Below are 14,775 nucleotides of genomic sequence, written 5' to 3' on the forward strand. Positions count from 1 at the left end.
GGGGACAGAAGTGAACGAGGAATGGCTCATCTACCGGGGGATCGGCGAGCCCCACGACGGGATCGACGCCCTGCCCGACCCGCCGCCGTGGCGGGACTTCGACGGGGGCCCCGTGGGGGAGGCGCCCGACCCGGCCCGGGCCGCGGACGGCAACGTCGCCCGGCGGCTCGGCGCGCACCGGCAGGCCGCCGAGCTGCACCGGCCCGAACCGGAGGAGCTGGAGGCCATCAACGCGGCCCTCTACCTGCGGCGGCCGCTGCTGGTCACCGGCTACCCGGGCACCGGCAAGTCCACCCTCGCGCACGCCGTCGCCCACGAGCTGAAGCTCGGCCGGGTCCTGCGCTGGCCCGTGGTCTCCCGGACCGTGCTCCAGGAGGGCCTCTACCGCTACGACGCCATCGCCCGCCTCCAGGACGTCCAGATCGCCGCGTCCGGCGGGAACCCGGCCGGCGCGCCCGGCATCGGCAAGTACATCCGCCTCGGGCCGCTCGGCACCGCCCTGCTGCCCACCGCGCGGCCCCGCGTGCTGCTCATCGACGAGCTCGACAAGAGCGACATAGACCTGCCCAACGACCTCCTCAACGTGCTGGAGGAAGGCGAGTTCGCCCTGCCCGAACTGGAACGCGTCGCCGACACCGAGCCGGAGGTGCAGGTCCTCACCGACGACGGCGCCAAGGTCACCGTCCAGGGCGGCCGGGTCCGCTGCCGCGCCTTCCCCTTCATCATCCTGACCAGCAACGGCGAACGGGACTTCCCCGCCGCCCTGCTGCGCCGCTGCATCCAGCTCAAGCTGGGCCAGCCCGGCGAGAAGCGGCTCGCCACGATGGTCCGGGCCCACCTCGGCGAGGACGCCGCCCGGCTCGGCGCCGACCTCATCCGGGAGTTCCTCAGCCGCTCCCAGTCCGAGCTGGTCGCCGCCGACCAGCTGCTGAACGCCATCTACCTGACGCACTACGCCGCCCCGCCGACCCGGGAGGACCTCGCCGACCTGCTCATCCAGCGCCTCGACCGCCCGAGGTGACCCGTGCCCGCCACCCCGCCCCCCGCCACCCCGCCCCCCGCAGCCCCGCCGCCGTCCGGGTCCGTGCCGCCGCCCGGGGCGCCGGCGCCCCCGCCCCTGCCCGGATTCCGGGAGCTGGCCCGGCTGCTGCGCGCCGCCGGGCTCGACCCCTCCGCCGAGGAACTCGCCGACGCCCTCTGGCTCGCCGGGCGGATCGGCCCGCCCGCGCAGGCGCCCGCCGGCCCGGCCGACGAGCTACCCGCGCACCGGACCCCGCCGCAGGACGAGCCGCCGCCCGAGGAGGAGCCCGTCCCCGCCCCGGCCGACACCGAGGACCCGGTCCGGCTCTACGCCTCCCGGGTCCGCGGCACCGTGGCCGAGGAGGCAGCCGCCTTCCCCGCCGGCGCCGGCGTGCCCGTCCGCGTCCCCGGCGCCGCCGCCCTGCCCCGCATCCTGGAGATCCAGCGCGCCCTGCGCTCCCTCCAGCGGCACCGCCCGCCCGGCCGGCCCACCCGCCTCGTCCTCGACGAGCCCGCCACCGCCGAGGCCAGCGCCCGCGCCCTCGGCCTCGTCATCCCGGTCATGCGGCCCGAGACCCGCCGGGAGGCCACCGTCCGGCTGGTGATGGACGCCTCCCCCTCGATGGCCGTCTGGCAGGACATGTTCGAGGAACTGCGCTCCGTCTGCGAACGCCTCGGCGCCTTCCGCGACGTCCAGGTGCACTACCTCCACCGGCTCGCCGACGGCCGGGCCGCCCTCGGCCGCGCACCCGGCGCCGGCGGCCGCCTGCGCTCCGGCGACCAGCTGCGCGACCCCAGCGGGCGGGCCCTGACCATGGTCGTCTCCGACTGCGCCGGACCGCTGTGGCGCGAGGGCGAGGCCCAGCGCGTCCTGCACCGCTGGGCCGAGTGCACCCCGTGCGCCGTCGTCCAGCCCCTGCCGCAGCGGCTGTGGGCCCGCAGCTGGCTGCCGACCGAGCGGGGCACCCTCGCCCGGGTCGAGGGCGCCACCGCCGCGCGGCTGCGCTTCCGGGCCGACCGGCCCGCGCGGCCCGGGCGGCCCGCCGGCGGGCTGACCGTGCCCGTCCTGCCGCCCAACGCCAGCGCACTCGGAGCCTGGGCCCGCCTCGTCGCCGGCCTGGGAACCGGGCCCGTACCGGCCGAGGTGGGCCGGGTCCTCGCCGACCACCCGGCCGCGCCCGTTCCGCCGCCGCGCGCCGCCCGGCCGCCCCGCGACCTCGTGCGCCGCTTCCGCTCCTCGGCCTCGCCGCGCGCCGTCCAGCTCGCCGTCTACCTCTCCGCCGCCCCGCTGACCCTGCCGGTGATGCGGCTCGTCCAGCGCACGATGCTGCCCGACTCCGAACCCTCCGACCTGGCGGAGGTGCTGCTCAGCGGGCTGCTGCGGCGCGGATCCGCGCCGGGGCAGTGGTACGAGTTCGTGCCCGGCGTGCAGGACGTGCTGCTGGGGCCGCTCGGCCGCGACGAGGCCGCGCTCGTGCTCAAGCACTGCTCGGAGTACGTCCTCGCCCACTTCGGCAGCGGCGTGCGCAACTTCCCCGCCCTGGCCGTCTCCCAGCTCACGGGCGCCCCCGTCGTCGAGGAGGGCGGCGACGGGCGGGTCCCGGCCGGCCGGCTCCCGCAGGCCTTCGCCGAGGTCTCCGCCCGCGTCGTACGCCGCTACCTGCCCGGGCCGGCCGCCGAGGACACCGCCGACCGCGAGCCGCCCGCACCGCCCCCCGGACGGGCCTGGGCCGTGCGCACCGCCCGCGAACGCCTCGCCGCCCAGGACGCCGAAGGGGCCGGCGGCCGGCGCGGGCTGTACGAGGCCGTCGCCGTCCTGCGCCGCGCCGTGGCGGCCCCCGCGGCCCCCGACGATCCAGCCGGCGAGGCCGAGTGCGAGCTGGCCGGAGCCCTGCTGCGGCTGTGGGCGCAGCAGCGCGACCCCGAGCTGCTCGCCGAGGCCGGGCAGCTGCTGGCCGGGCTGCCGACGGCGCCCGCCCGGGCCCTGCTCGGCCGCGTCCTGTACGCGCGGGCCTTCGCCGACCGCCCCGACCGGCCGGACCGGCCGGACGCGGAGCTGCTGGCCGCCGCCGCACGGGAGTTCGCGGCCGCGGCCGCCGCCCCCGACGGGGACCCGCCGCTGCGGCTGGACTGCGTCCTGCGGCGCGCCCGGACCCTGGTCGCGCTCGGCGAGCTGCGCGAGGACACCGGCGCGCTGCGCGAGGCGCGGGCCGCGCTGGAGGCCCTCGCCGGCCCCGACCCGGGGGCGGCCGGGCCGGCCGTACGCAGGGCCCTGGGCCGGGTCCTGGTCGCCCTGCTGCCCCGCACGCCCGACCCGGCGGAGCGCACCGCCCTGGCCGAAGGGGCCGCCGGGCACCTGGAATCCGTGCTGCACGGGGCGCCGCAGGCCCCCGGAGCCGAAACCCCGGCCGAGACCGCCCGCATCCGGGTCGACCTCGCCACCGCCCTGCGGTACCTGCCCCCGCGGCTGGAGGAGGCCGCCGGCCAGCTGGACCTCGCCCTCGCCGAGTCCGCCGGCGACCCCGAGCTGCTCCTGGCCGCCCTGGTCTGCCTGGCGCGGGTGCACCGGGCCCGGCACGCCCGCGACGCCGACCCGGCGGCCCTGGAGGCCGCGGCCGAGGCCTACGCCCGGGCCCGCCGGCTGATCCCGCGCGACGGGGAGGCGTACGGGGAGCTGCTGCCCGAGTGGGGCGACGCCCTGCTGGACCGGGCCCGGGCCGCCGGCGGGCGCCGGTTCACCTCGCAGGCCGTACGGGTGCTGCGCGACAGCCGGTCGGCCGTCCCGCAGTCCGACCCCCGCTCCGCGCACCGGCTGGTACGGCTCGCCGAGGGGCTGCGGCTGCGCCACGGCTACGAGGGCGACGTGGTGGACCTGCGCGAGGCGGAGTACCTGCTGGAACTCGCCGTCCGGCAGAGCCGCAAGCCGCTGGAGCAGGCCCGCGCGTGGCGGGAGCACGGCGACGTCCAACAGGAGATCCACGCCCACACCCGGGCCCTGGACCGCCTCGACCGGGCGGCCGACTCCTACCGGCGGGCCTGGCGGGCCGCCCTGGACGCCGACCGCACCGACCGCACCGGACTCGACGACGGCGCCGACGCCACCGGCGGCGCCGAACGGCCCGGGGCCGCCGTGGAAGTGGCGGCCCGGGCGCAGGAGATGCGCGGCGAGGTGCTGGAGCGCCTGGCACGGCCGCGGGCGGCCCTCGACGCCTACCGCTCCGCCCTGGAGCTGTGGCGCCGCCTCGGCGAACGGGCCGCGGACCGGCGCGAGGCGCTCGGCTCGCGCATCCGCACCCTGGAGGCCGGGATGTGAGTCCCGCAGGAACGGCGCGAACAGGCAGCAGACCATCACCAGACGGGGGGACGGGCAGCCCATGGCAACGCGGCACCGCACACGACCGACGGACCCGGAAGCGGACGCCGCGACGGAGGCGACGCAACCGGCCCCCGGCCCGGGGGCGCCCCCCGCGCCCCGCAGCCCGGCCGCAGCCCCGCCGGCTGCCGCCGCGCCCGGGCCGGCCCCCGCGGAGGGCCGCGCGCCGGGCCGGGCCGAGGGTTCAGCGCCGGGACCGACGCAGACCCCCGCGGGATACGGGTGCGGCGGTGGGCTGCCGGATCTGTCCGGTTTCGATCTGGCCGCGCTGCGCGGGATCGAGCACCCCGTGCTCGCCCGGGTCATCGAGGGACTGCTCGAACGGGTCCGGGACCCCGCGGAGATCCTGAACGCCTTCGACTCCGGCGTCAGCTGAGCGCCCGCTCACGCACCGCATCCCCAACGCCACGCAGCGCACCCACAGTTGACCCGTTTCCGCCGTTAGGCCGCGGCGAACCCCGGGCAGGGATGGACCGTCCGCCGGGGAATCCGCCCGGCGGCGGCCGGGGAGGGGGACGCAGGCGACGATGGGCCGCACCGACAGCAGCCGCTCCGTGCTGCCCGCACACCGGGCCCGCGCGCCCTGGCCCTACGCCCGGCTCGACGTGCCCGCCCTGCGCGCCGCCGGCCACCGGCCCCACCCCGTCCGGCAGTTCGTGCTCAAGACCCGCAGCCGCTGCAACCTCGCCTGCACCTACTGCTACGTCTACGAGATGGCCGACCAGAGCTGGCGCGGCCGCCCCGCCGCCATGTCGGCCGCCACCCGCAGCCGCGCCGCCGGCCGCATCGCCGAGCACGCCGCCGCCCACCGGCTGCCCCGCGTCGACCTCGTCCTGCACGGGGGCGAGCCGTTGCTGACGGCCCCCGCCGAGCTCGCGGCACCCGTCGACGCCGTACGGGCCGCCCTGCGCGCGGCGTCACCGCAGACCGCGGTCACCGCCACCGTCCAGACCAACGCGACCCTGCTCACCCCCGGCCGGCTCGCCGCGCTGGCCGCCGCCGGGATCCGCGTCGGCGTCAGCCTCGACGGCGGGCTCCCCGGGCACAACGCCCGCCGCCTGGACCGCACGGGCCGGCCCTCCTTCGCCGCCGCCGCCCGCGGGCTGCGCCTGCTCGCCCGGCATCCCGAGAGCTACGCCGGCCTGCTGTGCGTCGTCGACCCCGCCCAGGACCCGGTGGAGACGTACGAGTCCCTGCTGGCCTTCGCCCCGCCCGCCGTCGGGCTGCTGCTGCCGCTGGCCAACTGGAGCAGCCCGCCGTCCGGCCACACCCCGCCCTCCGGCCGCGCCCCGCACACCGGCCCCGCCCCGCAGCCCACCCCGTACGCAGACTGGCTCATCGCCGTCTTCGAGCGCTGGTGGCACGACGCCGTGCCCCGCACCCGGATCCGGATGTTCGAGGAGGTCATCGCCCTGCTGCTCGGCCTGCCCGCCGCCACCGAGACCCTCGGCCTCGCCCCCGCCGCCACCGCCGTCATCGAGACCGACGGCACCCTGGAGCAGACCGACTCGCTCAAGTCCGCCTACGAGGGCGCCGCCGCCACCGGCATGGACGTGCGGACCCACAGCTTCGACGCCTTCCTCGACCACCCCGGCATGGCCGCCCGCCAGATCGGCCTCGACGCCCTCGCCGACGAGTGCCGCGCCTGCGAGCTCGTCGCGGTCTGCGGCGGCGGCCACTACCCGCACCGCTACCGGGACGGCGAGGGCTTCCGCCGGCCCTCCGTGTACTGCGCCGACCTCCAGGCCCTCATCCGGCACGTCGCCGCCTCCCTCCACCGCGCCGCCGCCCGCGCCACGGCCGTCCCGGGCGACGGCCCCCCGGGCCCCCCGGCCGCCGGCCGGGCGCAGCCGCGGGCGGCCGCCTCGTGACCCGGCCGCCGGCCGCCTTCAGCGTGCCCTCGCCGCTGCTGCGCGCCCTCGCCTCCACCGAGCCGTCCGCCGAGGGCACCCGCCTGATCGGCGACATCCGACGCTCCAAACGGCTCGTCCTGCTCCGCGGCATCCTCGACGCCGCCCCCGGCCCCCGCGCCGGCGAGGCCGCCGACCACTGGGCCCTGCTGGAGGAGGCCGAACGGCACGACCCCGAGGCCGTGCGCGACGTACTGCACTACCCCGCCACCGGCGTCTGGGCGGAGGAGACCCTGCGCCGGCTGCACGCCCCGTCCGGGCCGCCGCCGGACCTCGGCCACCTCGGCGCCCTCGCCGTCGCCGCCGCCGTGCGCTCCGGCATCGCCTTCAAGGCCGCCCTGCGGCCCGTGAACGGCCGCCTCGTGCTGCCCACCCTCGGACTGCTGCGCCCGCCCCGCCCGGGCCCCCTCGCCCTCACCGAACGCACCTGGGACCCCGAGGACCCCGCCACCCTCCCGCTGCACACCCTGCCCGGCGGCCGCACCGCCCTCGACGACCTCGACCCCTACCGGGCCTGCGGCAGCGCCCGCCCCGCACCCGTGCGCGCCGCCCGCCGGCTCACCCCCAAGGGCCACAAACGCTGGGACACCCAGTGGACCGGCGCGCTCACCCTGCTGGAGCGCTACGACACCGCCCGCGCCGAAGAGGTCGCCCGCCTGCTGCGCTCCGTCGTGCCCCTGGCCGGCGGCTCCCGCTCCCACGGCGCCACCCAGCCCGCGGCCCCCGGCTCCGTCCTGGCCCGCAACCAGGCCCCGCCCGCCCTGGCCGCCACCCTCGTCCACGAGGTCCAGCACGGCAAGCTCACCGCCCTCGCCGACGTCCTCACCCTGCACACCGCCGACCGCACCGCCCGCCACTGGGCCCCCTGGCGCACCGACCCCCGCCCCCTGGAGGGGCTCCTGCACGGCGCGTACGCCCACCTCGCCCTCGCCGGCTACTGGCAGCGCGCCGCCCTCTACGGGGCCCGCGGCGCCTGGGCCCAGCACGCCCGGATCCGCGCCCAGGTCGCCGCCGTCCTCCCGGTTTTGCGCGCCCAGCCCGAACTGACCGTGGCAGGACGGGAGTTCGCCGACGCCATGGCCGCCGCGGAACGGTCCATGGACGAGCTGCCGCCCCCCGGCGACCAGCACGCCGTCGCCCGCCGCGCCGTCGACCGGGCCCGCCGCGCCTGGTACGGGCAACACCCGGAACTCGCGCCGTACGCAGAGGGCTGACACACCGTCGGCTGCGGTACCTTTCAAACCCGTCCACCGCCCGGATCCCAGGGAGACGGCCGCATGACCACCGGCATCCGTCAGGAGCGAGACCCGGCCCCGCACATGCCGCAGCGCTTCGTCATCAGCTTCGCGGGGTTCAACCGGCCCTGGGCCGTGTGGATCGCGCACCGCCTGGAGGAGCACGGCCACCGCGTCGCCCTCGCCCGCTGGGACCCGCAGGCCGAGGGCGGCCTCACCCAGGCCCTCGACGACCTCGCCCGCAGCGGCAGCCGGGTCCTGCTCATCCTCAGCGAACGCTACTTCTCCGGCGGCGCCCACACCGACGAGGAGTGGAACACCGCCCTGCGCGCCGTCACCGACAGCCACCCCGACCGGTTCGCCGCCGTCTGCCTGACCGACGCCCCGCTGCCCAGCGCCGTCGCCGTCCTGGAGAAGACCGACCTGTGGGGCCTGGACGCCTACGAGGCCGAGTACCGCGTCCTGCGCCGCCTGGAACTGCCCACCGACCGGGTCGGCACCGAGACCGGCCGCCGCGGACCCCGCTTCCCCAACGACCCGCCCGAGATCTGGGGCCGCGTCCCGCGCCGCAACCCCCGCTTCACCGGCCGCAACGACGTCATCGGCAAGCTGCGCGCCGCCCTGTCCGAGGCCCCGCCCGGCGCCTCCACCGTCACGCTGCTCGGGCTGTCCGGCGTCGGCAAGACCCAGGTGGCCACCGAATACGCCTACCGCTTCGCCTCCGAGTACGACGTCGTCTGGTGGGTCCCGGCCGAGGACCGGCCCACCCTGCGCGAACGGCTTGCCGACCTCGCCCCCGAGATGGGCCTGCCCCGCGGGGCCGGCAGCTACGGCGAGCAGATCCGGGCCGTGCTGGAGGCGCTGCGCCGCGGGAACCCGTACAGCCGCTGGCTGGTGGTCTTCGACGGCTGCGACAACCCCGACGACCTCACCGACCTGCTGCCCTCCGGCGCCGGCGACGTCATCATCACCTCCCGCAACCGCGAATGGGCCTCCCGGCACACCAGCCTCGTCGAGGTCCCCCTCTACGCCCGCGCCGAGTCCATCACCTTCATCCGCCGCCGCGCCCGCCGGCTCACCGGCGACGAGGCCGACCAGCTCGCCGAGGCCCTGGAGGACTACCCGCTCGCCCTCGACCAGACCGCCGGCTGGCTCGCCGACTCGCCCCTGACCGTCGGCGACTACCTGGACCTGCTGCGGCGCCGGCTGGACTCCCGCGAGGCCGTCACCGTCTCCGACGACTACCCGCTGCCCTTCCCCACCGCCCTGGCGATACTCCTCAACAACGTCCGCGAGAACTTCCCCGACGCGCTCGCCCTGCTGCGGCTGTTCGTGTTCTTCGCACCCGGCCCGGTGCCCCTGCGGCTGCTGCGCGAATTCCCCGCCGACGACGTGCCCGAACAGCTCGCCGGGCTCATCAACGACCAGATCCGGTGGAACGCCGCCCTCAACAAGCTCGTCCAGTTCTCCGTCGTCCGACTGGAGTACTCCGACCTGGCCGTCGAGGAGGGCGGCGGCGGCCTGGAGACCGTCCAACTGCACCGCATGGTCCACGGCATCGTCCGCGAGAACCTCTCCGAGGACGAGGCCCGGCCGCTGGCCCGCGCCGTCCGCCAGGTCCTCGCCGCCGCCGACCCCGGCCGCCCCTCCGACTCCCGGCTGTGGCCCCGCTTCGCCGAGCTGATCCCGCACCTCGAAGCCGCCGGCGTGCTCACCAGCAGCAACCCGCGGATCCAGAACTTCCTGCTGAACTGCCTGCGCTACCTCATCCTCGCCGGGGAGTACCGCACCTGCCTGCGGCTCGCCGAGCAGACCGACGCCGTGTGGCGCGCCATGCTCGGCGACGACCACGACCAGGTCCGCGAGCTCAGCTACCACTACGGCGGCGCCCTGCGCATGCTCGGCCACTTCAAACGCGCCGAGACCCTCGCCAAATCGGTCGCCGACCGGCTCCTCGCCGAGCGCGGCGACCGCGACCTCGAGACCCTGCGCGCCACCAGCACCTACGCCGGCGTCCTGCTCGGCACCGCCAAGTTCGAGCAGGCGCGCGAGCTGCTGGAACACGCCTTCGCCCGGTACCGGGAACTGCTCGGCGAGGACGACTCCACCACCCTCAACGCCGAGAACAACGTCGCCGTCGTCCTGCGGCTCCTCGGCCGCTACCAGGAGGCGTACGAGACCGACCTCGACACCCTGCGCCGGCGCGAGCGGGTGCTGCGGGTCCGGCACATCGCCACCCTCTCCTCCGGGATCGGCTGCGCCATGGGGCTGCGGCTGATGGGCCGCTACCGCGAGGCCCTCGCCCGGCAGGAACAGGGCCTCAAGCTCAACTCCCAGGTCCTCGGCCCCAACCACCCCCAGACCCTGCGCGCCGAGCACAACCTCGGCATGTGCCTGCGCCGGTCGGGGGACATCCCGGGCGCCGGCGCCCGCCTGCGCAGCGTCCTGGAGCGCTCCACCCGGGTCTTCGGGCCGGACTTCCCCTGGACGTTGATGGTCGCCTCCGACTACGCGACCTACCTGCGCGAGTACGGGGACATCGGCGAGGCCCGGCGGATCTCCGAGGAAGTGGTGCGCGGCTACCAGACCCAGCTGGGGCTGGCCCACCCGTACAGCATCGGGACGGTGGGCAACCTCGCCCTGGTGCTGCGCGCCCAGGGAGAGCGGCTGGAGGCGCTGAACCTGGCCGAGCAGGCGCTGGTCGGCATGCGGGGGGCCGTCGGCGAGCGCCACCCCTGGACGCTGGGCTGCGCCCTGAACGCCACCGGGCACCGGAACATCACCGGGCGCCTGGACGACGCCCTGTCGCTGAGCCGGGACACGCTGCGGGCCTGCGAGGCGGTCCTCGGCCCGGACCACCCCATGACGCTGAGCGCGCAGATCGCGCTGGCGGCGGACCTGCGGTCGGTGCGCGAGGACGTGGAGGCGGCCAAGCACGAGGACGCCGGCCTGAAGGCCCTGACCCGGACCCTGGGCCCGCAGCACGTCCACACGGTGTCGGCCCGCCAGCAGATGCGGCCCTACTGGGACTTCGAACCCCAGCCGTAGCCTCCGTTTCCGCTGCGCGGAGCCCCTCCCCGCCCGGCCCTTTCTCCGTATCCCGGGACTGTCGCCCCGGCCCCCCTTCGCCTCAAACGCCGGCACATCCGGCCTCGCCGAACATGCCGGAAGGCCCGGTCCCCGTGGTGGGTACCGGGCCTTCCGACGTTCCAGCCAGCGCAGCGACTAGGCCTCGAAGACCTCGTTGATCAGCTGCTGCTGCTCCGCCTGGTGCCGCTTGGCGGAGCCGACCGCCGGGGACGAGCCGTGCGGGCGGGAGATGCGCCGCAGCCGCTCCGCCGGCGGCAGGTCGGCGCCGACCGCCAGGTCGAGGTGGTCGATCAGGTTCAGCGCGATGAACGGCCACGCACCCTGGTTCGCCGGCTCCTCCTGCGCCCAGATGTACTTCGCCGCGTTCGGGAACTTGGCGATCTCGGCCTGGAGCTCCGCACCCGGGAGCGGGTACAGCCGCTCGATGCGGATGATGGCGGTGTCGGTGATGCCGCGCTTGACCCGCTCGGCCTCCAGGTCGTAGTAGACCTTGCCCGCGCAGAACACGACCTTGCGGACCGCGTTCGGGTCCACCGCCGTGTCGCCGATGACCGGGCGGAAGGTGCCGCTGGTGAACTCCTCCGCCTTCGACGCCGCCGCCTTCAGACGCAGCATCGACTTCGGGGTGAAGACGATCAGCGGCTTGTGGTGCGGGTTGTGGACCTGCCAGCGCAGCAGGTGGAAGTAGTTCGACGGGAGCGTCGGCATCGCGACCGTCATGTTGTTCTGCGCGCACAGCTGCAGGAACCGCTCGGGGCGGGCCGAGGAGTGGTCCGGTCCCTGGCCCTCGTAGCCGTGGGGGAGCAGCAGGGTGACGCCGGAGGTCTGGCCCCACTTCTGCTCCGCCGAGGAGATGAACTCGTCGACGACGGTCTGCGCGCCGTTGACGAAGTCACCGAACTGGGCCTCCCACAGCACCAGCGCGTCCGGGCGGGCCAGCGAGTAGCCGTACTCGAAGCCCATCGCCGCGTACTCCGACAGCAGCGAGTCGTAGACGTTGAAGCGGGCCTGGTCGTCCGACAGGTGCTGCAGCGGGGTGTAGTCCTCGCCCGTCGCGCGGTCGATGAGGACCGCGTGGCGCTGGCCGAAGGTGCCGCGGCGGGAGTCCTGGCCGGACAGGCGGACCGGGGTGCCCTCCATCAGCAGCGAGCCGAAGGCGAGGGTCTCGCCCATGCCCCAGTCGATGGTGCCGTCGTCGATCATCGCCGCGCGGCGCTGCAGCTGCGGCAGCAGGCGCGGGTGGACGGTGTGCGCCTCGGGGATGTTGACCTGGGACTCGGCGATCCGCTTGACGACCTCCGGGGAGACCGCGGTGTTGACCGCGACCGGGAAGTCGGCCTGCTCCGAGGGGGCGACCGGCGGGGCGCCCACGGGCTGGGTCGCGGCCTCGCGGACCTCCGCGAACACCTTCTCCAGCTGGCCCTGGAAGTCCTGCAGCGCCTGCTCGGCCTCTTCGAGGGTGATGTCGCCGCGACCGATGAGGGACTCGGTGTAGAGCTTGCGCACCGAGCGCTTCTTGTCGATCAGGTCGTACATCAGCGGCTGCGTGAACGCCGGGTTGTCGGACTCGTTGTGGCCGCGGCGGCGGTAGCAGATGAGGTCGATGACCACGTCCTTGTTGAACGCCTGGCGGAACTCGAAGGCGAGCCGCGCGACGCGGACCACGGCCTCCGGGTCGTCGCCGTTCACGTGGAAGATCGGCGCCTCGATCATGCGGGCCACGTCGGTCGCGTACATCGACGAACGCGAGGACTCCGGGGCGGCGGTGAAGCCGACCTGGTTGTTGATCACGACGTGGACGGTGCCGCCGGTGCGGTAGCCGCGCAGCTGCGACATGTTCAGCGTCTCGGCGACGACGCCCTGGCCGGCGAAGGCCGCGTCACCGTGCAGGGCGACCGGCAGGACGGTGAAGTCCGTGCCGCCCTTGTTGATGATGTCCTGCTTGGCGCGGGCCACACCCTCGAGGACCGGGTCGACGGCCTCCAGGTGGGAGGGGTTCGCGACGAGCGAGACCTTGATCTGCTCGCCGTCGAGGCCGGTGAAGGTGCCCTCGGCGCCCAGGTGGTACTTCACGTCGCCGGAGCCGTGCATGGACTTCGGGTCCAGGTTGCCCTCGAACTCGCGGAAGATCTGCGCGTACGACTTGCCGACGATGTTGGCGAGGACGTTCAGGCGGCCGCGGTGGGCCATGCCGATGACGACCTCTTCGAGGCGGGCCTCGGCCGCGGAGTCGATGACCGCGTCGAGCAGCGGGATGACGGACTCGCCGCCCTCCAGGGAGAAGCGCTTCTGGCCGACGTACTTCGTCTGCAGGAAGGTCTCGAAGGCCTCCGCAGCGTTCAGGCGGCGCAGGATCCGCAGCTGCTCCTCGCGCTCCGGCTTGGAGTGCGGGCGCTCGATGCGGTCCTGGATCCAGCGGCGCTGCTTGGGGTCCTGGATGTGCATGAACTCGACGCCGGTGGTGCGGCAGTACGAGTCGCGCAGCACGCCGAGGATGTCGCGCAGCTTCATCATCGACTTGCCGGCGAAGCCGCCGACGGCGAACTCGCGCTCCAGGTCCCACAGGGTGAGGCCGTGCTCGGTGATGTCGAGGTCGGGGTGCTTGCGCTGCTTGTACTCCAGCGGGTCGGTGTCGGCCATGACGTGGCCGCGGACCCGGTAGGAGTGGATGAGCTCGAAGACGCGGGCGGCCTTCGTGACGTCGTCGTCGTGGGACGTGTCGATGTCGCGCATCCAGCGGACCGGCTCGTACGGGATCCGCAGCGCCTCGAAGACGTCGTCGTAGAAGCCGTTCTCGCCGAGGAGCAGGTTGGCGACGATCCGCAGGAACTCGCCGGAGGCCGCACCCTGGATGACCCGGTGGTCGTAGGTCGAGGTCAGGGTCATGACCTTGGAGATGCCCAGCTTGTTCAGGGTGTCCTGCGAGGTGCCCTGGAACTCGGCCGGGTAGTCCATGGAGCCGACGCCCATGATGACGGACTGTCCGGGCATCAGGCGGGGCACGGAGTGCACGGTGCCCAGGCCGCCCGGGTTGGTCAGGGAGACCGTCACGCCGGTGAAGTCGTCCATCGTCAGCTTGCCGACGCGGGCGCGGCGGACGATGTCCTCGTAGGCCTGCCAGAACTCGAAGAAGTTCAGGGTCTCGGCCTTCTTGATGCCGGCGACGACGAGCTGGCGGTCGCCGTTCGGCTTGACCAGGTCGATCGCGAGGCCGAAGTTCACGTGCTCCGGCTTGACCAGGGTCGGCTTGCCGTCCTTCTCCTGGAAGGAGTAGTTCATCGACGGCATGGCCTTGATGGCCTGCACCATCGCGTAGCCGATCAGGTGCGTGAAGGAGATCTTCCCGCCCCGGGCGCGCTTGAGGTGGTTGTTGATGACGATGCGGTTGTCGAACAGCAGCTTCACCGGGACGGCGCGGACGGACGTGGCCGTCGGGACGTCGAGGGAGGCGTTCATGTTCTTCGCGACCGCCGCGGCCGGGCCGCGGAGCGTCACCAGCTCGGGGCCCGCCGGGGCCTCGGTGGCGGGCGCGGCCTTGGGGGCGGCGGGGGCGGCGGCCGGAGCCTGGGCCTGAGGGGCGGGCGCGGCCGGTGCGGCGGCCGGGGCCTGGGAGGTGACAGTCACAGCAGGGGCACCAGAGGGGGTGGCAGGAGCAGGGGCAGGAGCTGACACAGGCGCGGGTGCGGCGGCAGGAGCGGGCTTCGCGGCGCTCGCCGCCCCCGTGGCGGCGGCGTCGGAGACCTGCGGGGTGGCGGCGACGGCGGTGGAGGCCTGTGCGGAGGCGCCATCCGTCGTCGGGGACTTCACCGGCTCGTCGGCCTTGGCGGGAGCGCTCGCGCCCCCCGGCTTGTAGTCGGCGAAGAAGTCCCACCAGGCCCGATCGACCGAATTCGGGTCCTGGAGGTACTGCTGATAGATCTCGTCGACGAGCCACTCATTGGCGCCGAAGCCTGAGGCAGGGGTCTTCCCGCCTTCTGCTGCTTCGGTCGTCGTGCTCGAGTTACTGGGGGACTGTGGCGACACGGCGGCAACCGCCCTCTTCCGCTTCACAAGGTATGGACAGCGGGAATAAAGGCTACGCCTCCCCGGCGGGGAGATGCAGACCGGGCGGGACTTCCGTCATGTAGGTCACACCGAACGGCGGGTT

At 75.1% G+C, this 14,775-nt stretch carries 7 protein-coding genes; 6 read left to right on the top strand and 1 reads right to left on the bottom strand.

The window, feature by feature from the left end:
* The first annotated feature begins 10 nt into the window (after window positions 1-10).
* The 6 genes from AB0953_RS09790 to fxsT all read left to right on the top strand — a co-directional run bounded on the left by AB0953_RS09790 (window position 11) and on the right by fxsT (window position 10,586).
* The gene (locus AB0953_RS09790) at window positions 11-1,021 is read left to right on the top strand and encodes a MoxR family ATPase (protein ID WP_366858870.1); all 1,011 of its coding nucleotides are present in this window, start codon (window positions 11-13) and stop codon (window positions 1,019-1,021) included.
* Between the two features lie 3 nt (window positions 1,022-1,024).
* Window positions 1,025-4,333 (top strand): SAV_2336 N-terminal domain-related protein, encoded by a 3,309-nt coding sequence (locus AB0953_RS09795; protein WP_366858871.1) that lies wholly within the window; start codon window positions 1,025-1,027, stop codon window positions 4,331-4,333.
* Window positions 4,334-4,394: 61 nt separating this feature from the next.
* Complete coding sequence (gene fxsA, locus AB0953_RS09800) at window positions 4,395-4,769, top strand: FxSxx-COOH cyclophane-containing RiPP peptide (RefSeq protein WP_366858872.1); 375 nt, start codon at window positions 4,395-4,397, stop codon at window positions 4,767-4,769.
* 151 nt (window positions 4,770-4,920) lie between these two features.
* Complete coding sequence (locus AB0953_RS09805) at window positions 4,921-6,264, top strand: FxsB family cyclophane-forming radical SAM/SPASM peptide maturase (RefSeq protein ID WP_366858873.1); 1,344 nt, start codon at window positions 4,921-4,923, stop codon at window positions 6,262-6,264.
* The gene (locus AB0953_RS09810) at window positions 6,261-7,517 is read left to right on the top strand and encodes an HEXXH motif domain-containing protein (RefSeq protein WP_366858874.1); all 1,257 of its coding nucleotides are present in this window, start codon (window positions 6,261-6,263) and stop codon (window positions 7,515-7,517) included. The genes AB0953_RS09805 and AB0953_RS09810 overlap by 4 nt, the downstream gene beginning before the upstream one ends.
* Before the next feature lie 63 nt (window positions 7,518-7,580).
* The gene (gene fxsT, locus AB0953_RS09815) at window positions 7,581-10,586 is read left to right on the top strand and encodes an FxSxx-COOH system tetratricopeptide repeat protein (protein WP_366858875.1); all 3,006 of its coding nucleotides are present in this window, start codon (window positions 7,581-7,583) and stop codon (window positions 10,584-10,586) included.
* Window positions 10,587-10,763: 177 nt separating this feature from the next.
* Here fxsT and AB0953_RS09820 read toward each other — a convergent pair whose 3' ends face one another.
* Window positions 10,764-14,651 carry a multifunctional oxoglutarate decarboxylase/oxoglutarate dehydrogenase thiamine pyrophosphate-binding subunit/dihydrolipoyllysine-residue succinyltransferase subunit gene (locus tag AB0953_RS09820; RefSeq protein WP_366858876.1) on the bottom strand — a complete coding sequence of 1,296 codons (3,888 nt, stop codon included), beginning with the start codon at window positions 14,649-14,651 and terminating at the stop codon, window positions 10,764-10,766.
* Between the last annotated feature and the right edge of the window lie 124 nt (window positions 14,652-14,775).

Source organism: Streptomyces sp. NPDC046866, assembly GCF_040704625.1.
Taxonomy (GTDB): Bacteria; Actinomycetota; Actinomycetes; order Streptomycetales; family Streptomycetaceae; genus Streptomyces.

Excerpts from the sequence above, each read along its gene's own strand:
- fxsA (WP_366858872.1), top strand. The coding sequence starts at position 4,395 with ATGGCAACGCGGCACCGCACACGACCGACGGACCCGGAAGCGGACGCC.
- AB0953_RS09805 (WP_366858873.1), top strand. The coding sequence starts at position 4,921 with ATGGGCCGCACCGACAGCAGCCGCTCCGTGCTGCCCGCACACCGGGCC.
- fxsT (WP_366858875.1), top strand. The coding sequence starts at position 7,581 with ATGACCACCGGCATCCGTCAGGAGCGAGACCCGGCCCCGCACATGCCG.